We start from the raw sequence: 16126 nt of genomic DNA on the forward strand, positions 1-16126 counted from the left end.
CCCCCTTCTATTTAATGGCTGTAAACTTGCGGTACAGGTAACGTCCCAGCCATCTGGCCGAGAAGTTGAAGATGAGCACGGTAACGACCAGCACGGCGGAAGCTCCGGCAGCGATTTCCTTCGCGTCCGGCGCGAGCCCTTCGGAATTGATTTTCCAGATGTGGACCGCCAGCGTCTCGGCCGGACGGAACGGATTCAGCGGAGAGAACGGGCTGAACGGATTCCAATCGGTGAAATCGAGCCGCGGCGAGCTCATGCCCGCGGTGAACAGCAGCGCGGCCGCTTCGCCGAACACGCGCCCGGCGGCGAGAATCGTTCCGGTCAGAATGACCGGCATCGCAATCGGCAGCATAACCGACGTAATCGTCTTCCATTTGGACAATCCGAGCGCAAGGCTCGCTTCCTTCTGCTCTCGCGGCACGCTCTTGAGTCCCTGCTCCGTTATTCGCACCATCAGCGGGAGATTGAATACGGTCAACGCCAAGGCGCCCGCGAACAGCGAGAAGCCGAAGCCGAACATATTAACGAGCACTAGCAGGCCGAACAGGCCGACAATGATGGAAGGAACGGATGACAGCACCTCGACGATGAGCCGGATGCCGTTCGTCACCTTGTTCGCCGGAGCGTACTCGCTCATATAGATCCCGGCGCCGAGGCCGATCGGAATCGTAATGATCATCGTCAGGAACAGCAGGAATACTGAGTTGAACAGCTGCGGTCCGATGCCTCCGCCTCGGCGAATCGTTTCCGGAGGAGACGTCAGGAAGCTGAAGCTGATATGTCCGAATCCCCGAACAAGAATGTAACCAAGCAGTCCGGCCAATACTAGAACGATCAGGCCGGCGACCGCAATGATGATCGAGGTCGCGATTTTGTTTACGGTTTTGGCGCTCATATCTTCGATCTCCTTTCCAGCCAGCGCACGATGAAGACGAAGACGAACGTCATGATCATCAGAATCAGCGCAAGGGACCACAGGGCGTTATTGGAGACGGTACCCATCGCGGTGTTGCCCATGCTCAGCGTAATCGCGCTGGTCAGCGTCGACGCGGACTCGAACAGCGAGCGCGGAATATGCGGCGCATTCCCGATGACCATCTGTACGGCCAGCGCTTCGCCGAACGCGCGAGCGATGCCGAGCACGATGCCCGTCATCAGAGCGGGCAGCGTCGTCGGGAGAACGATGCGGTATATAGTCTGCCAACGGGTGGCGCCCAGCGCGTAAGAGCCTTCTTTAAGGCCCTTGGGCAGAGCGGCCAACGCGTCGGTCGCAATAGTCGTAATCGTAGGAAGAATCATAATCGACAGCACGACGGCGCCGGCTCCGATCCCGAAGCCTTGTCCCGGAAACAGATCTCGGAAAAACGGAACGACGACGCTCAAGCCGACGAAGCCGTACACGACGGACGGAATGCCCGCAAGCAGCTCGATGACCGGCTGCAAATATTGGCGTCCGAATTTCGGCGCGATCTCTACCATGAACACCGCTGCGCAGAAGCCGAGAGGGGCGGCGATCGCCGCGGCAAGCAGCGAAGTGCTGAACGATCCGAAGATAAACGGCAAAGCCCCGAACAGCTTTGGATCTGCATCCGGCGCCCATTTTAATCCCGTCAGCAGGTCGATGACGTTGACATGGTTAACGAAAAAAGTGCTTAGCCCCTTGGAAGCGACAAAATAAACGATTGAAAATATGGTAAGAACAAGAAATGCAATGCACAGTAACGTATAAATTTTGCCGACCCATTCCTCCGCAAGATGCGGCTTAGCTTTCTGTCGTTCTAACGGCTGAGCCATAAACCTCTCCCTTTACACAGCCAATCAAGAGGCATTGCGATAACGCCTCTTGATCGGCTTATGATATGGAACTTGTTACTTCGTGATCGTGCCGTTTACGTCGCGTTTGATTTGCATGCTGCTGGCCGGAATGTAGCCGAGCTCCACCACGTCGTTGAGTTGAACATCGTCGCTCAGCATGAAGTCGAGGAACGCTTTTTGGACTTCGTTTGGCTCGCCTTTCGTGTACATGTGCTGGTAAGCCCATACCGGATAAGTGCCGTTCGTGATGTTATCAACCGTTGCTTCTACGCCTTCGTACTTCAACACTTTGACCGACTCGTCCAGGTAGCTCAGAGCCAGGTAACCGATCGCTCCCGGCGTTTCCCCGACCAGCTTGCGAACCGTACCGGAGGAATCCTCTTGAATGGAGCCCGGCAGATCATCGGACTTTTGGCCAAGCGCGTAAGTCTCGAACGTTGCGCGAGTACCGGAGCTGGAAGGACGGTTGATGATCTGGATGCTTTGATCGTTGCCGCCGACGTCTTTCCAGTTCGTCACTTTACCCGTGAAGATGTCGACCAATTGCGCCTTCGTCAGATTGTCGACCTCAACGCTCGGGTTAACGACTGCCGCCATGCCGACGACGGCCACTTGGTGGTCGACCAGCTCGGCCGCTTTGTCGGCGTCCAGCTTCTCTTCCGCGAAGACGTCGGAGTTGCCGATGTCGGACTGACCTTCCGAGACTTGATTTAGGCCCGTGCCGCTTCCGCCGGCTTGTACTTGAATCGATACGCCTTTGTGAATGTCCATGAACTTCTTGGAAGCTTGCTCGACGAGCGGCATCAGAGCCGAAGATCCCGTAGCCAGAATCGAACCGGACAGTTCGGCGGCCGGGCTTTCGCTTGCCGGCGCGGAGCTTGCCGGCGCAGAGCTTGCCGGTGCGGAGCTTTCCGGAGCCGAGCTCGCCCCGCTGTTGTTATTGTTTTGACCGCAAGCAGCCAGAACGACCGTCAATACCAGAACCATCATCAACATTACCGTCTTTTTCATTTCCGTTTAGTTCCCCTTCCAACTCTCATTTGTTTTTTTATTGACAGTTCATATTGTAGAAGGCAGGCATTAATACAATGTTTTCGTTTTGTTAACTAGGAGAAAAATATTCATATAATTATTAAATACATATGATAATATTATAGAAAGATTAAATGGTATACACGGCGAATCGGAGGAAACGGTCATGAGTCTATTAAAATTGAAAATTATTGAGCTCGTAGACCGCTATAAACAGGTGACTGCCGTAGCGGAGGCGTTGGGCATGAAGCAGCCGACGATCAGCTTTCATATGAAGAGAATGGAGAGCGATTGGGGGATCAAGCTGTTCGAAGCCCGATCGGGCCGAATCTATTTGACGTCCGCAGGCAAGCTGCTGCTGCCTTATGCCCGGCGGATCGTGGCGCTGCATGCGGAAGCCGAAGCCGCGATCGGAGAGCTGCGAGACCACGAGCGGAAGCTTCTTCGGATCGGCTGCACGGACTCCGCCGCCGCATCGCTCTCGAGAGAGGGAAGGCTGGCCCGGATCGGACGATTGCCCGGCATTCGGATGACGATCGTCCGGGAAGACGAGGACGAGCTGTTCAGGCGTCTGGAGTCGGGAGCGCTGGATCTGGCGTTCTGCGGGAGGCGGGCCTTCGATCCCGAACGTCTGCGTTCCTCCGAGCTGTACGTCTCTCCCATGATGCTGCTCCTGCCCCGGAACCACCCGCTGAAGGGGCTGCAGGGCTCCGATCTGGCGGAGCAGCTGCCCCGCTATCCTTTCCTGGAGCATGCCGAGCCTTCCCTGAACAAGCTTGTCTCGCCATGGCTCGCTCGGACGGGCGTCTCCCGAATAAACGGCACGTTCGACTCGGTCGAGCTGATCGTTCAAGCGGTGTCGGCCGGGCTCGGCCTCGCTGTGCTGCCCGAGTGCGTTCTTGGCGAATCCGCACAGCTGGCGATCGCGGCGAATATGCCGGACCGCCCGAACGACTGGGTCTTATATGCAAGCTGGAACGCCCATGAAGGGAATGTCGGCCTTGCGGAGCAGGTCGTAAGGACGCTTGCTCCTTAGCAGTCGGCTCCGCTCTTCTGTTTAATGATAGGAATTCATTTGACCGGCGAGCTTGCGAATTTCGTTCCGGACTTCATCGGACTTGTCCTTGGCCGCTCCGGATGCCGCGAGCAGCATCAAGGCCGCCTCCTGGTTCAGCTCGGACGAGCTCCACAGCTGAGCGAACGTATCTTCGGTTCTCTTGACCGAGTGGACGCCGCGATCCGCCCCCTGCTTGCCTTCCCCTGCCAAGCCGGCCGACAGCTCGACCGCCTCCGTCATCGATCGGATCATTCCGGCAATCTGAGCGGCCGAACGTTTCGTCTGATCCGCCAGCGTCCGAATCTCCCCGGCGACGACTCCGAACCCTCTGCCCTGCTCTCCCGCTCTCGCCGCTTCGATCGCGGCGTTCACCGCCAGCAGATTGCATTGATCCGCCAGCTCGGCAATCAGACGGACGATGCCGTCGACGGCGGACGTGCGCTCGGTCAGCTGAACGGCCGCCTTCTCCTGACGGTCCGCATTGACCGACCACAGCTTGAACAGCTCCAGCATCTCTCCCAGCTGCGCCCGGCCCTGATCCGTAATCTCTCCGATCCGCTCGCTGCAGGACTTCGCTTCGTTCGTCGCTTCCGCCACCCGATCGACCGACGCATGGATGTCCTCGATCATCGCTTCGGTATCCCGGATGGTGCGGATTTGCCGGCTGACCGCTTCCCGTTGCAGCCATCTGGACACGTTCAGAAGATCGTTCACCGTCAGCACCCCGGCCAGCTTCCCTCCATCGGTAAGCACCACAGCGTCGTAGAACGTCTCCTCTCCGCGCGACAGCGCCCGATCGATCAGCTCCTGTGGGTCGATCGACAGGTCGGCAAGCATCGGCGCGTCATCCATCAGCATCGACACTGGCCGATGCCCGTACAAGGATTGGCCGTACAGCGTCCCTAAGCGGCGGAAAAACCGATCCTTCATTATCAGGCCGACCGGACGCTTGCGCTCGTCGCAGACGACGACGCATTCGAACTGATTCTGCCGGCGAAACAGATCGACCAGATCATCGCTCCGCTGCGACGGAGCAATCACGGGACAGGCTCGCGCCAAGTCTTTCACAGCGATAGGCGGATGCAAATCTTGGACCGGGGACGTTTGCATGCCGGACTGGCGATTGCCGGATTTCGGTAGAGACGATTCGGTTGCCTCTGCCACGCGAGGTTCCGAAAGAAGCACACTCGTTGCCATCTGAACACCTCGTTCTATAGAAATTAAGCTGAACAGCCATTGTCTTCCTTCATTTGAAACTATCAAATGTTTGTTTTCCATCCGTTGGCTTTTCGTTAATCCGGCGTAAACTTTGCTCGGAGTCGGCCTCTCTCTTGACGAGGATTCGTTAAATGTATATAGTATATATACACACTATAAACAAAGTGTACGGAGGGATCATGAATATTATTTTATCCAATGCGTCCGACGAACCGATCTACGGACAAATCGTCCGGCAGATCCGGCAGTCGATCTTGAACGGCGAGCTTTCTCCCGGCCATCCCCTGCCCTCCATCCGCCAGCTGGCCAAAGACCTTCAGATCAGCGTCATTACGACCAAGCGGGCTTACGAGGAGCTGGAGAAGGAAGGCTTGATCGACTCTGTCGTCGGCAAAGGCTCCTTCGTATCCGGAGCCAATCCGCAATTTATCCGGGAACAGCGGCTGCGGATGCTGGAAGGAAAGCTGACCGAGGCGGTGCTGGAAAGCCGCGCTCTGCAGATGCCGCTGGAAGAGCTCATTGCGCATATACGACTGTTATACGAGGAACTGGAGGGAGAAGCATGAACGGAAATTCGGTAATCGAAGTCCGTCGACTGACCAAAAACTACAAGCGCTTCGCGCTAAAGGACGTCACCTTGGACATTAAGCAGGGATTTATTACGGGGCTGATCGGGGCCAACGGGGCGGGCAAGAGCACGCTGATCCGACTGATGATGGGCATGTCCGTTCCAAGCGGCGGGGAGGTCCGGGTATTCGGACAGTCGTTCGCCGCCCATGAGGCGGACATTAAGGAACGAATCGGCTACGTCGCCGACGAGAGTCACTTTTACGAGCATATGACTATCGGCGGGATGAAGAGCGTCTATGCGCCCTTCTACAAAAAATGGGACGAGAAGCTGTTCGGACGCTATCTCGAGCGGTTCGAGCTGTCGCCCAAGGCCAGAATCCGCAGCCTGTCCAAGGGAATGAAAATGAAGCTGGGCCTTGCCTTCGCCCTGTCGCATCAAGCCGATCTGTTCATTATGGACGAGCCGACTGCCGGTCTGGATCCGGTGTTCCGAAGGGAGCTGCTGGAGCTGCTGGCGGAGCTGATGCTGGACGAGCGCAAATCGATCTTGTTCTCCACCCACATTACGACCGATCTGGATCGGATTGCGGACTATATTGCTTTCCTGAATCGGGGAGAGCTCGTGTTTAACGAATCCAAGGAGGGAGTATTCGAGAGGTACGCGATTGTGAAGGCCGGCAAGGAATTGCTGGATGCCGACGTTCGCCGCGTCTTCGTCGGCATCCGCGAGACGTCCGCCGGCTTCGAAGGGCTGGTCGACAACCGGAAGGAGGCCGAACGGCTATTCGCCGGCTTCGCCCAGCTCGAGCGTCCGACGCTGGAGGATATTATGTTCTTCACCGCCAAGGGGGTAGAACGGTATGCTTAATCTGATTCGCAAGGATCTTCTTTCTTTGAGATTTTATATTGCGGCAGGGCTGCTGTACGTGGTCATCTTCGGCACCTTCGCGTTCACTCCGACGATGACCGGAGCGTTTCCCGCCATTCTCATTCCGCTGTATGCCACCCACATCGAGCTTCGCTACAAGAGCATGCTGTTCGTCGGCAGCCTGCCTGTTCGAAGAAGCCAAGTCGTCATGGCGAAATACGGCTCCGCCTTCATCTATCTGGTGCTGGGCTTTCTCCTGACCCTGGTGCTTCAAGCGGTTCACCGCTACGGCTTGGATCGGAGCTTCCCGATCACGACGTTCGATTTGGCGGTGGCCGCTGCGCTGGTCATGCTGTTTACTTCCTTGTACTATCCGATACAATACGCACTGGGCTCTCGAAATTCGACCACCGTCTCATTCGTGCTCATCTTTCTGACGATCGCCGCCAGCGGCTGGATCGGCAATGTCGCCAATCAGCTGTCTCTGGAGCCTTCGACCGAAATCAGGCTGATCGTCGGGCTTCCGTTGGCCGGAGTTGCGTTGATGTGCGTCTCCTATCGAATATCCATCGCCATTTTCCTCCGCAAGGATCTGGAAGCATGACCGACGGTCGCTCGTCAAAAAAAAGTCCCGACCGGTAAGGTCAGGACTTGCGGACTATGAATCAGATTACACCTCGTCAAGGCTGACCCAGGAGCCGCGCTCGATCGACAGATCGACCGCTTCGAGCACTTCCTGGCACTTCACGCCGTCATAGAAGGTCGGCGCGAACGGCGCCCCCGTCGTCATATGCTGAACGAATTCGTACACGATATGAACGAAGGCATGCTCGTAGCCGATAATGTGGCCGGTCGGCCACCAATTGCCCGCATACTTGTGCGACGGCTCCGTCGCCAGAATGCGGCGGAAGCCGGCCAGATTCGGCTCGTCCTCGCGGAAGTACACCTCGAGCTCGTTCAGCTTCTCCAGATCCCAGCGGAGGGAGCCCTTGCTGCCGTGAATCTCGAACGTATTGTGATTTTTGCGGCCGGCCGCAAATCGCGAAGCGACGAACATCCCCATCGCGCCGTTCTTGAAGTCGGCCAGGAAGCCGGTCGCGTCATCGACGGTGACTTCGCCCTTCTCCGTGGAGGAGCCAGTGCCGGACAGACCCGAGGAGCCGGTCAATACCGGGCGCTCCTTCACGAACGTGCGGCTGTGGCCGACGACGCGGTCGAATTCGCCGATCAGGAAGCGGGCCAGATCGATGCTGTGCGCGTTAATGTCGCCGTGAGCGCCGGAGCCCGCCACTTCCTTCTTGAGACGCCAGGCCAGCGGGGTGTTGGGGTCTACCAGCCAGTCCTGCAGGTAAGTCGCGCGATAATGGTGGATCTCTCCCAGCCGGCCTTCGTCGATAATCTGCTTGGCCAGCTGCACCGCGGGCAGGAAGCGGTAGTTAAAGCAGACCGCATGCTTGACGCCCGCTTTCTCCGCCGCCTCCAGCATTTCGCGGCCGTCCGCCAGGTTCAGCGCCAGCGGCTTCTCGCAGAAGACGTGCTTGCCTGCCGCGATCGCCGCCAGCGCGATCTCCTTGTGCGCGTCGCTCGGCGCGTTGATGTCGACGAAATCGATGTCGTCGCGCTGGACCATCTTTCTCCAGTCGGTCTCGTACGATTCCCAGCCGAACTTGTCGGCCGCCGCCTTAACGCCTTGCTCGTCGCGTCCGCAGATCGCCTTCATGACGACGTCCGCGGCCGGATCGAAAAACATGCCCACGTCTTTATAAGCGTGGCTGTGGGCTTTGCCCATGAACTTATAGCCCACCATGCCGACGTTGATCGTTTTTGAGTTTACGCCCACCACATCTCACCCGCGCTTTCCTTCAAAATGAGAGAGTTGAGGAAGCCCGCCGCTTTCGTGATGCCTTCGTTCACGCTCATGATGCCGTCCTCGTGCTCGATGCTGATGACGCCGTCATAGCCGACGAGGCGAAGCGTGCTCACCAGATCCTTCCAGAACTCGTCGTCGTGACCGTAGCCGACCGTGCGGAAGACGAAGGAACGGTTCAAAATGTCGCCGTAATGCTTCGTGTCCAGCACGCCGTTCAGCGCCGTATTGCGCTTGTCGATCTTCGTGTCCTTCGCGTGCACGTGATAGATCGAATCGCCGAGCGCCTTGACGCACTCGATCGGATCCATCCCCTGCCAGAACAAATGGGACGGGTCGAAGTTGACGCCGATGTTGTCCCCCGCTTCCCGGCGAAGACGCAGGGCGGTCTCGGTATTGTAGACGAGGAAGCCCGGATGCGCTTCGATCGCCACTCTGACGTTATGTTTGCGCAGCAAGGCCGACTGTTCCTTCCAGTAAGGAATGGCGACCTCGTTCCACTGCCATTCGAGAACGGTAAGGAAATCGGGCGGCCAAGGACAAGTGACCCACGACGGGTACTTGGCGCTCGGCGAATCCCCCGGACAACCGGAAAACGTAATGACCGTGTCGACGCCGAGCTTCTCGGCCAGTTGAACGGTAGCGACGAAATCCTCGTGATCGGATTGGGCGACTGCCTTGTCCGGGTGCAGCGGGTTGCCGTGGCAGCTCAGCGCGCTGATCGTCAGACCGCGGGCGTCGACCGCTTCGCGAATGCGGCGAATGGCCGCCTCGTCGTTCACGACCTCCTTCGCGTTGACGTGAGCCGTGCCAGGGAACCCTCCCGTGCCGATTTCTACCGCTTGAAGTCCTGCGGCTTTAACGGTATCAAGCGCCTGCTCGAACGATTGCTGGGCGAATAGAACGATAAATACGCCAGATTTCACTTGAAACTCACCAAACCTTTCATGTGGAGTGAGAGCTTTTTTGCACGCTTATGTACGCGCGTTCATCTTTTGCAATTCTATTTTACATGAATTGGAGGGCGGAATGCCACCCCTATTTCGCCGGGAGCGGCGTCCCGACCCTTCGCGACCGCCGGCGGAATGCCGTCTCCGCGCCGCTTACGAGAAGCTGATCGCCTGACCCTTATTCGCGGATTCGTAGACGGCCTCGAGAATTTCCTGGACGACGAGCGCCTGTCTGGCCGTAACGACCGGCTCGCGATCGTAGGCGACCGCTTCGATCCAGGCGCGAGCCTCTTGCTCGGCTGCGTCGTCCGGCTGCGCTTGGCCTCCGAAGTCGCCGGCCATCTGGATTTCCTGCGTGTACAGGCGGCCATGCTCCTCCCCGTTGAACCGAAGCCCTTTCTTCATATCGGCGCCGGCCTTCGTCCCGCTCAACGATACCTTCGCCTCGTCCACATCCAGCGTATTCAGCGCCCAGCTCGACTCCAGCCATACCGTCGCTCCGTTCTTCATCGTGATCATGGCGAACGCGGAGTCCTCTACCGTAAATTTGGCCGGATCCCACGGTCCCCACAGGTTCGCGTAGCTTCCTTGCTCGGCCAGCTTGCGATAGGAGGAGCCGAGCACCGTCTTCGGCTCGTAATTGTCCATCATCCACAGAGCCAGATCAAGCGCATGCGTGCCGATATCGATCAACGGACCGCCGCCCTGCTTCTCGAGATCGAGAAACACGCCCCAGGTCGGCACCGCGCGACGGCGAACCGCATGGGCTTTGGCGAAGTAAATCTCCCCCAGCTTGCCTTCGCGGCAAGCCTGATGCAGCCAGCGGCTGTCGGCCCGGAACCGGTTCTGATACGCAATGCTCAGCTTCCTGCCCGTTCTCTGGGACGTTTCAAGCATCCGGCGGGCATCCTCGGCCGTCTTGGCCATCGGCTTCTCGCAGAGCACGTGCTTGCCCGACTCCAGCGCCGCAATGGAGATCTCCGCATGCGTATCGTTCGGCGTGCAGACGTGAACGACGTGAACGTCCGGATCGCGCAGCAGCTCGTAGACGTCATGGTATACTCTGGCGTCATGCGTGCCGAACTTGTTCTTCGCTTCGTGCGCCCGGTCGGACGAAATATCGAAGAACGCGACCAGTTGGGCTTCCGGGATTTTGGCGAGCGATGGAAGATGTTTCCCCATTGCGATTCCGCCGCAGCCGATCATGCCTACGTTAACTTTTGTCAAGATGCTTGTCCTCCTTGCGGGTTAACCGTATTCAAACTACAATATAGTGTATCACACTTCCTGCAGATTCCTATTCGGTGATGTGCGAGGATGCTATGCGATTTTGTCATTTGCCGGCCACCTACTTCGATAAGGGGATGATCCCTTGCAGCATTTAAGAGAGAAAATCGAATACGAGAATCCTTTGCTGTCGCTGAAAATCTGGATGTCGACAAGACGCCGCCACGGGGAGGTCGGCTGGCATTACCATCCGGAATGCGAGTTGATGCTCGTCCAGGAGGGCACCCTCACCGTCTACCTGAGCGACGAATCGTTCGAGCTCGGTCCGGGAGACATCGTCATTCTCGGCAGCTCTCAGCTGCATAGAGACCACAGTCCCGAAGGCCTGCTGAAGTACGTCGTGCTGCAGTTCGATCTTCATAATTATTTCGATCAGAGCACGATTCCATACTTGCAATATTTTAACGAAACGAAAGTCCCCCTAAGCGCAATGAACTATATCTTCCGCGAAAATCCGGAAGCCCGCAGCGAAGCGGGCGAATGCATCCGCCAGATTCATCAGGAAGCGTCCGATAAGCAAAGCGGATACGAGCTGGCCGTCAATATGCTGATCAAGAAGCTGCTGCTCATTCTGATCCGCAACGATACGCGCGGGCTGCTGGCCGATCAGGACCGGGTCGAGCGCATTCGCCTAAAGCCCGTTCTCGACTTCGTGGAAGCAAATATCGCCGGCCGGATTTCCGTAGAGGAGGTCTGCGGACTGGCCAATATGAGCTACTACTACTTCGTTAAATTTTTCAAGAAGATGATGGGCCAGTCGTTCACCGAATACGTCAACTTCCGTAAAATCAAGCGAGCCGAACAGCTGCTGCTTACAAGAGACATCAGCGTCAGCGAAGTCGGCGATCTGATCGGAATGGCGAACATGGCCCACTTCTACAAAATGTTCAAACGCTTCAACGGCTGCTCGCCGAAGGAGTTTCAGCGGAAAATGCTCGCCTGGGGGCGCGGCTGACCGTTCTGGCCGCCGACCCGTCCACCCGCAAGCCTCTGACCGCCCGGGCTTGCCGCTCTACGAGATGGACTGCGGCAAGCCGGCGGGCCGGGAAAACACAAAACCCGGCCTATTCAGCCGGGAATTCGATTCATAGTGCGTAACTTGCTATTGAGTTGAAGTCTTTCGGTGAACGAACAGCTTGTACCCGACGCCGCGGATGGAATCGATCTGGACGCTCTGCTGGTTCAGCTCCAGCTTCTTGCGCAAGGAGCTGACGTGCACGTCGACCGTGCGCTGTCCTCCGATGTAGTCGAAGCCCCATACGACGTTCATCAGATCGTCCCTCGTAATGACGATCCCGGGACGTTCCGCCAAATAGAGCAGCACTTCGAACTCCTTCGGACGAAGCGTAATCCACTGCCCTCCCGAGAACACCTCGTATTTGTCGGGGAAAATTTGCAGATCTCCGATCGAGATGACCTTCTCCCCGTCCGCCGCCTTCGTCGGCTTGCTTTCCTCGTTGCGGGACCGTCTCAGCACGGCCGACGTCCGGGCCAGCAGCTCGGCGACGCCGAACGGCTTCGTAATATAATCGTCCGCCCCCAGCTTCAGTCCCTGAACAACTTCCTCTTCCGCGTTTCTTGCGGTCAGAATGATGACAGGCGTGCGCACGCCGTTCTGGCGAAGCTTCTGAAGCACCTCGAATCCGTTCATGCCCGGAAGCATCAGGTCGAGAAAAATAATGGCATACGATTCGTGAATCGCTTTATGAAGGCCCTCCGCGCCGTTCCCCACAACTTCCGTGTCATAGCCTTCCTGCGAAAGATTGTAAGTGACGAGACGGGCAAGCGTCGGTTCATCCTCTATAATCAAAACTTTGTCCGACATGCGTACCTCCGGTTCAGCAGGAATGTTCCCGCCTGATTGGCTCACTATGTTAGTTTTATCATACCACTGTAAAGCCAACATCATGTAAATGTTAACGCAGCGTAAAATAGGTTGTCCGTTACGGCTGCAGCAGCGGTAGTTCCAAAATAAACTGCGAGCCCGCCCCGACCGTGCTCTCCACCCGAATCGTGCCGTGATGCAGCTCCGTCAGATGCTTGACGATGGAAAGCCCAAGGCCGGTGCCTCCGGAGCTTCGCGAACGGGCTTTGTCGACGCGATAGAACCGTTCGAAAATACGCGGAATGTCTTTTTTCGGAATGCCGATCCCGGTATCCGATACCGTAATGCGCACCAGTTCCTCGCCGTCTTCCGCTTCCACGATTTCCGCCTGAACCTTCACTTTGCCGCCATCCGGCGTGTAGTTGATTCCATTTTGCATCAGATTCATGACAATCTGTCCGAGACGATCCTCATCCGCTTCCAGGAACAGCCCTTCCTCCGACCTGACGCTAAGCTCGATGTTTTTCTTGACCGCCTCCGGCGACAGCAGCTCGGTCATCCGTCCCAGGAAAACGGACAGATCGATCGGGGAGAACTGCAGCGGGGAACGGCGGGACTCGATTTTGGACAGCTCCAGAATGTCGCCGATCAGCCGGTTCAGCCGATCGCTCTCGTCCTGGATAATCGTCAGGAACGACTTCGCCGTCTCCGGGTCGTTCATCGCCCCCGCCAGCAGCGTTTCGGCGAAGCCCTTCACGGCGGCGACCGGCGTCTTCAGCTCATGCGAGACGTTGGCGACGAACTCGCTGCGCATCCGCTCCAGACGGCGAATCGCAGTCACGTCCTGCAGCACGAGCAGCAGCCCCTGCGAATCATCCGCCCCCATCGTCATCGGGACGATATGAATTTCGATCAGCCTCTCCTCCGGGAAATACACCGTCAGCTCCTCGTGAACGGGCACCGGCTGCTTCAGAACGTCCCGGATGAGGTTAACCAGCTCGAAATGCTGGCGGATCTCCGTAAAGCTCCGCCCGACGCGCTCGCGAACCGAGCTTCCGAGCAGTTGCTCCGCTTCGCGATTGTACAGCGTAATTTTCCCGTCCGGCGCGATCATGACGACGCCGCTCGTCATGTTGTCCAGCACGCTTTGCAGCCGGGTTCCGTTGTCGCGAATTTCGTCCATCTGATGCTGCAGGCTTCCCGCCATCGCGTTAAGCGCCCTCGCCAGCTCGCCTACCTCGTCCTTGCCGCCTTCGGGCACCCGAATCTCGTAGTCCATGTTAGCCATGCGCTTGGCCGCCGCCGTCATTCTCTCCAGCGGCCGGGTGACGCCCAGCGCCACCCGGTAGCTGACCGCCCCGGCGACGACGAAGAGAAGGAGCAGGCCGAACACCAGCGCAATCCACATGTTGTTCAGGTTCCGCTCCACATCTCCGAGACTCATGGCCAGACGCACGATCCCCGTTGCGCCGCCGCTGCCCGAAGCATCGACCCGAATCGCCACGTACATCATCCGTTCGCTTAAGGTGTCGCTGTATCGGACGCTGCTGCCCGTTCCCGACGCAAGCGCTTCGCGCACTTCCTCCCGGTCCAGATGGTTGTTCATCGTGCTCGGATCGTGATCGGAATCGCCCAGCACCTCGCCGTCCGTTCGAATATAGGTAATGCGCATCTCGGCGATTTCCTTGAACCGCTGAGCCTGATGCTGCAAATATTCGCTCGTCTGGTCGGCGTTGTGCTCGGCCGGGTCCGGCCACGGCACTGCCGCGTTCAGCACGTGCAGCTCCCGGATCATATGATCGCGCAAGGCGGCCTGGTTATTTTTTTGATAAGAGTTGCCCATAAGCAGGCCGGCCGCCAGCACGGAGGAGCCGATCAGCAGGACGAACAGGACGGTGAGCTTAATGCGGAACTTGGTCATGGCCGGGCATATGCTCCTTCTCCGTTAGGCGAATACGGGATCCTTGAACTGCTCCAGCTTCGCTCTCGAGTCTTTGTCGACGTCGGCATGCAGGCTGTTGCCGTGGGCGTCCATCGTGACGATGGCCGCGAAGCCTTCGACTTGAAGATGCCACATCGCTTCCGGAATGCCGAATTCCATATAGTCGACGCCGTTTACTTTTTTTATGCATTCCGCATAGTATTGAGCCGCGCCGCCGACGGCGTTCAGATAGACCGCGCCGTGCTCCTGAAGAGCGGCGAGCGTCTTCGGTCCCATGCCGCCCTTGCCGATCACCGCGCGCAGACCAAACTTCTTCAGAATGTCGCCTTGATAGGGCTCTTCCCGAATGCTCGTTGTCGGGCCCGCGGCTTTGACGTGCCAGCCTTCCTCGTCTTTAAGCATAACCGGGCCGCAGTGATAGATGACGCCTCCGTTCAGATCGATCGGCGCGTCGTGATCCATCAGATGCTTGTGCAGCGCGTCCCGTCCGGTGTGAAGCTCGCCGTTCAGAATTACGACGTCTCCCACCTTCAAGCTGCGCACGTCCTCCTCCGTAAGCGGCATCTGCAGCACGATTTCTTTTCCTTTCGGCGCTTCCGCGGAGGCAGCCGGCTTGCTCTTCATCGGCACATTCGAGCCGCCCTCGTAAATCCAGCTCTTGATCTCGTGCGTGCGGCCGTCGAGCAGAACGCCTTGGCGGCGATACGCCCAACAGTTATATGCGACGGAGACGAAAAAGCTCGCCGGAAGCCGGTTGTTGACTCCTACTTTACAGCCGAGCAGCGTCACGTTGCCGCCGAAGCCCATCGTGCCGATGCCGAGCTGGTTCGCTTTATCCAAAATATATTCCTCAAGCTGAGCCAGCTCCGGAATCGGGTTGACGTCGTCGACGCTGCGGAACAGCTGCTGCTTGGCGAGCTCGTAGCCGGTCGTGCGGTCGCCGCCGATGCCGACCCCGATGAAACCGGCGCTGCAGCCTTGTCCTTGGGCTTGATACACGGCGTGAAGAATGCATTTGCGAATGCCGTCCAAGTCGCGCCCGGCTTTGCCGAGCCCTTCGATCTCGCACGGCAGGCTGTATTGGATGTTTTTATTCTCGCAGCCCCCGCCCTTCAGAATGAGGCGGACATCGATCTCGTCGCGTTCCCATTGCTCAAAATGAATGACCGGCGTGCCGGGACCGAGATTGTCCCCGGTATTGGAGCCCGTCAGCGAATCGACCGAGTTCGTGCGAAGCTTGCCGTCCTTGGTCGCTCTGGCAATGGCGCTGCGGATTTCCTTCTTCATCACGATCTGGTTGGCGCCCACCGGCGTATGAACGACGAACGTCGGCATCCCCGTATCCTGACAGATTGGAGACACGTTGCACTCGGCCATCTCGATATTTTGCGCGATGGTGGACAGCGACAGCCCCGCCCGAGTCGCCTGGTCCTCCGCCTCGCGGGCGGCGGTTATCGCACGGCGCACATCCGCCGGAAGATTCGTAGACGTCTCGACGATGAGTTGATAGATGCTTTGCTCGAATGCTGATGTCATAAGTACGGAATCCCCTCTCTGTTCGTTAACTCCTATACATTATATAATAGCATAGGATAGTTCCTTCTTATAGGTTAGAAAAGGTTCCCTTCCGACCGGTCGGCGAATGGTTCCGACGGTTCCATCGACGGTTCCATCGACGCCCGCGGCAGAGAAAAG

Annotated in this window: 15 protein-coding genes; 5 read left to right on the plus strand and 10 right to left on the minus strand. The window is 57.9% G+C overall.

Annotated features, from left to right (window positions below):
- Window positions 1–7 precede the first annotated feature (7 nt).
- The 3 genes from pstA to ACFO3S_RS01515 all read right to left on the minus strand — a co-directional run bounded on the left by pstA (window position 8) and on the right by ACFO3S_RS01515 (window position 2826).
- Complete coding sequence (gene pstA / locus ACFO3S_RS01505; RefSeq protein ID WP_378091498.1) at window positions 8–895, minus strand: phosphate ABC transporter permease PstA; 888 nt, start codon at window positions 893–895, stop codon at window positions 8–10.
- Window positions 892–1794, minus strand: coding sequence for a phosphate ABC transporter permease subunit PstC (pstC, locus tag ACFO3S_RS01510; protein ID WP_378091500.1), 903 nt, complete (start codon window positions 1792–1794; stop codon window positions 892–894). Before pstC ends, pstA begins: the two co-directional genes overlap by 4 nt.
- A gap of 75 nt (window positions 1795–1869) precedes the next feature.
- Window positions 1870–2826 carry a phosphate ABC transporter substrate-binding protein PstS family protein gene (locus ACFO3S_RS01515; protein WP_378091502.1) on the minus strand — a complete coding sequence of 319 codons (957 nt, stop codon included), beginning with the start codon at window positions 2824–2826 and terminating at the stop codon, window positions 1870–1872.
- A gap of 187 nt (window positions 2827–3013) precedes the next feature.
- Here ACFO3S_RS01515 and ACFO3S_RS01520 point away from each other — a divergent pair, with 187 nt between their 5' ends.
- Entirely contained in the window at window positions 3014–3883 is an 870-nt protein-coding gene (locus tag ACFO3S_RS01520) for a LysR family transcriptional regulator (RefSeq protein WP_378091504.1), read from the plus strand.
- 21 nt (window positions 3884–3904) lie between these two features.
- Here ACFO3S_RS01520 and ACFO3S_RS01525 read toward each other — a convergent pair whose 3' ends face one another.
- Window positions 3905–4945: a methyl-accepting chemotaxis protein gene (locus ACFO3S_RS01525; protein ID WP_378091506.1), complete on the minus strand. Its 1041-nt coding sequence runs from the start codon at window positions 4943–4945 to the stop codon at window positions 3905–3907.
- Between the two features lie 356 nt (window positions 4946–5301).
- On the opposite strand from ACFO3S_RS01525, the gene ACFO3S_RS01530 reads away from it, so the two are divergent.
- Genes ACFO3S_RS01530 through ACFO3S_RS01540 form a run of 3 tightly spaced genes read left to right on the plus strand, consistent with a single transcriptional unit; the run spans window position 5302 to window position 7164 of the window.
- Complete coding sequence (locus ACFO3S_RS01530) at window positions 5302–5688, plus strand: GntR family transcriptional regulator (RefSeq protein ID WP_378091508.1); 387 nt, start codon at window positions 5302–5304, stop codon at window positions 5686–5688.
- On the plus strand, window positions 5685–6560 hold the full coding sequence (locus ACFO3S_RS01535; RefSeq protein ID WP_378091510.1) for an ABC transporter ATP-binding protein: 876 nt from the start codon (window positions 5685–5687) through the stop codon (window positions 6558–6560). Before ACFO3S_RS01530 ends, ACFO3S_RS01535 begins: the two co-directional genes overlap by 4 nt.
- A complete protein-coding gene (locus ACFO3S_RS01540; RefSeq protein WP_378091512.1) occupies window positions 6553–7164 on the plus strand; it encodes an ABC-2 transporter permease in 612 nt (203 codons plus the stop codon). The genes ACFO3S_RS01535 and ACFO3S_RS01540 overlap by 8 nt, the downstream gene beginning before the upstream one ends.
- Before the next feature lie 66 nt (window positions 7165–7230).
- On the opposite strand, the gene ACFO3S_RS01545 is transcribed toward ACFO3S_RS01540, so the two are convergent.
- The 3 genes from ACFO3S_RS01545 to ACFO3S_RS01555 all read right to left on the minus strand — a co-directional run bounded on the left by ACFO3S_RS01545 (window position 7231) and on the right by ACFO3S_RS01555 (window position 10604).
- The gene (locus ACFO3S_RS01545) at window positions 7231–8367 is read right to left on the minus strand and encodes a Gfo/Idh/MocA family protein (protein ID WP_378092224.1); all 1137 of its coding nucleotides are present in this window, start codon (window positions 8365–8367) and stop codon (window positions 7231–7233) included.
- Between the two features lie 23 nt (window positions 8368–8390).
- Window positions 8391–9353, minus strand: coding sequence for a sugar phosphate isomerase/epimerase family protein (locus ACFO3S_RS01550; protein WP_378091514.1), 963 nt, complete (start codon window positions 9351–9353; stop codon window positions 8391–8393).
- A 177-nt stretch (window positions 9354–9530) separates the two neighbouring features.
- Complete coding sequence (locus ACFO3S_RS01555) at window positions 9531–10604, minus strand: Gfo/Idh/MocA family protein (RefSeq protein ID WP_378091516.1); 1074 nt, start codon at window positions 10602–10604, stop codon at window positions 9531–9533.
- A 145-nt stretch (window positions 10605–10749) separates the two neighbouring features.
- Here ACFO3S_RS01555 and ACFO3S_RS01560 point away from each other — a divergent pair, with 145 nt between their 5' ends.
- A complete protein-coding gene (locus ACFO3S_RS01560) occupies window positions 10750–11619 on the plus strand; it encodes an AraC family transcriptional regulator (RefSeq protein ID WP_378091518.1) in 870 nt (289 codons plus the stop codon).
- 147 nt (window positions 11620–11766) lie between these two features.
- On the opposite strand, the gene ACFO3S_RS01565 is transcribed toward ACFO3S_RS01560, so the two are convergent.
- The 3 genes from ACFO3S_RS01565 to ACFO3S_RS01575 all read right to left on the minus strand — a co-directional run bounded on the left by ACFO3S_RS01565 (window position 11767) and on the right by ACFO3S_RS01575 (window position 15967).
- Window positions 11767–12489 carry a response regulator transcription factor gene (locus tag ACFO3S_RS01565; protein WP_378091520.1) on the minus strand — a complete coding sequence of 241 codons (723 nt, stop codon included), beginning with the start codon at window positions 12487–12489 and terminating at the stop codon, window positions 11767–11769.
- Between the two features lie 118 nt (window positions 12490–12607).
- Window positions 12608–14410, minus strand: a complete 1803-nt coding sequence (gene pnpS / locus ACFO3S_RS01570) for a two-component system histidine kinase PnpS (RefSeq protein ID WP_378091522.1) — start codon at window positions 14408–14410, stop codon at window positions 12608–12610.
- Between the two features lie 24 nt (window positions 14411–14434).
- Window positions 14435–15967, minus strand: a complete 1533-nt coding sequence (locus tag ACFO3S_RS01575; RefSeq protein WP_378091524.1) for a fumarate hydratase — start codon at window positions 15965–15967, stop codon at window positions 14435–14437.
- Window positions 15968–16126 lie beyond the last annotated feature (159 nt).

Origin of the sequence: Cohnella hongkongensis (assembly GCF_042654645.1) — a bacterium.
GTDB classification, from domain to species: domain Bacteria; phylum Bacillota; class Bacilli; order Paenibacillales; family Paenibacillaceae; genus Cohnella; species Cohnella hongkongensis.

What these genes read in the sequence shown, in the direction of transcription:
- pstA (WP_378091498.1), bottom strand. Translation starts at nt 895, where the DNA reads ATGAGCGCCAAAACCGTAAACAAAATCGCGACCTCGATCATCATTGCG.
- pstC (WP_378091500.1), bottom strand. Translation starts at nt 1,794, where the DNA reads ATGGCTCAGCCGTTAGAACGACAGAAAGCTAAGCCGCATCTTGCGGAG.
- ACFO3S_RS01515 (WP_378091502.1), bottom strand. Translation starts at nt 2,826, where the DNA reads ATGAAAAAGACGGTAATGTTGATGATGGTTCTGGTATTGACGGTCGTT.
- ACFO3S_RS01520 (WP_378091504.1), top strand. Translation starts at nt 3,014, where the DNA reads ATGAGTCTATTAAAATTGAAAATTATTGAGCTCGTAGACCGCTATAAA.
- ACFO3S_RS01530 (WP_378091508.1), top strand. Translation starts at nt 5,302, where the DNA reads ATGAATATTATTTTATCCAATGCGTCCGACGAACCGATCTACGGACAA.
- ACFO3S_RS01535 (WP_378091510.1), top strand. Translation starts at nt 5,685, where the DNA reads ATGAACGGAAATTCGGTAATCGAAGTCCGTCGACTGACCAAAAACTAC.
- ACFO3S_RS01540 (WP_378091512.1), top strand. Translation starts at nt 6,553, where the DNA reads ATGCTTAATCTGATTCGCAAGGATCTTCTTTCTTTGAGATTTTATATT.
- ACFO3S_RS01545 (WP_378092224.1), bottom strand. Translation starts at nt 8,367, where the DNA reads ATGGTGGGCTATAAGTTCATGGGCAAAGCCCACAGCCACGCTTATAAA.
- ACFO3S_RS01565 (WP_378091520.1), bottom strand. Translation starts at nt 12,489, where the DNA reads ATGTCGGACAAAGTTTTGATTATAGAGGATGAACCGACGCTTGCCCGT.
- pnpS (WP_378091522.1), bottom strand. Translation starts at nt 14,410, where the DNA reads ATGACCAAGTTCCGCATTAAGCTCACCGTCCTGTTCGTCCTGCTGATC.
- ACFO3S_RS01575 (WP_378091524.1), bottom strand. Translation starts at nt 15,967, where the DNA reads ATGACATCAGCATTCGAGCAAAGCATCTATCAACTCATCGTCGAGACG.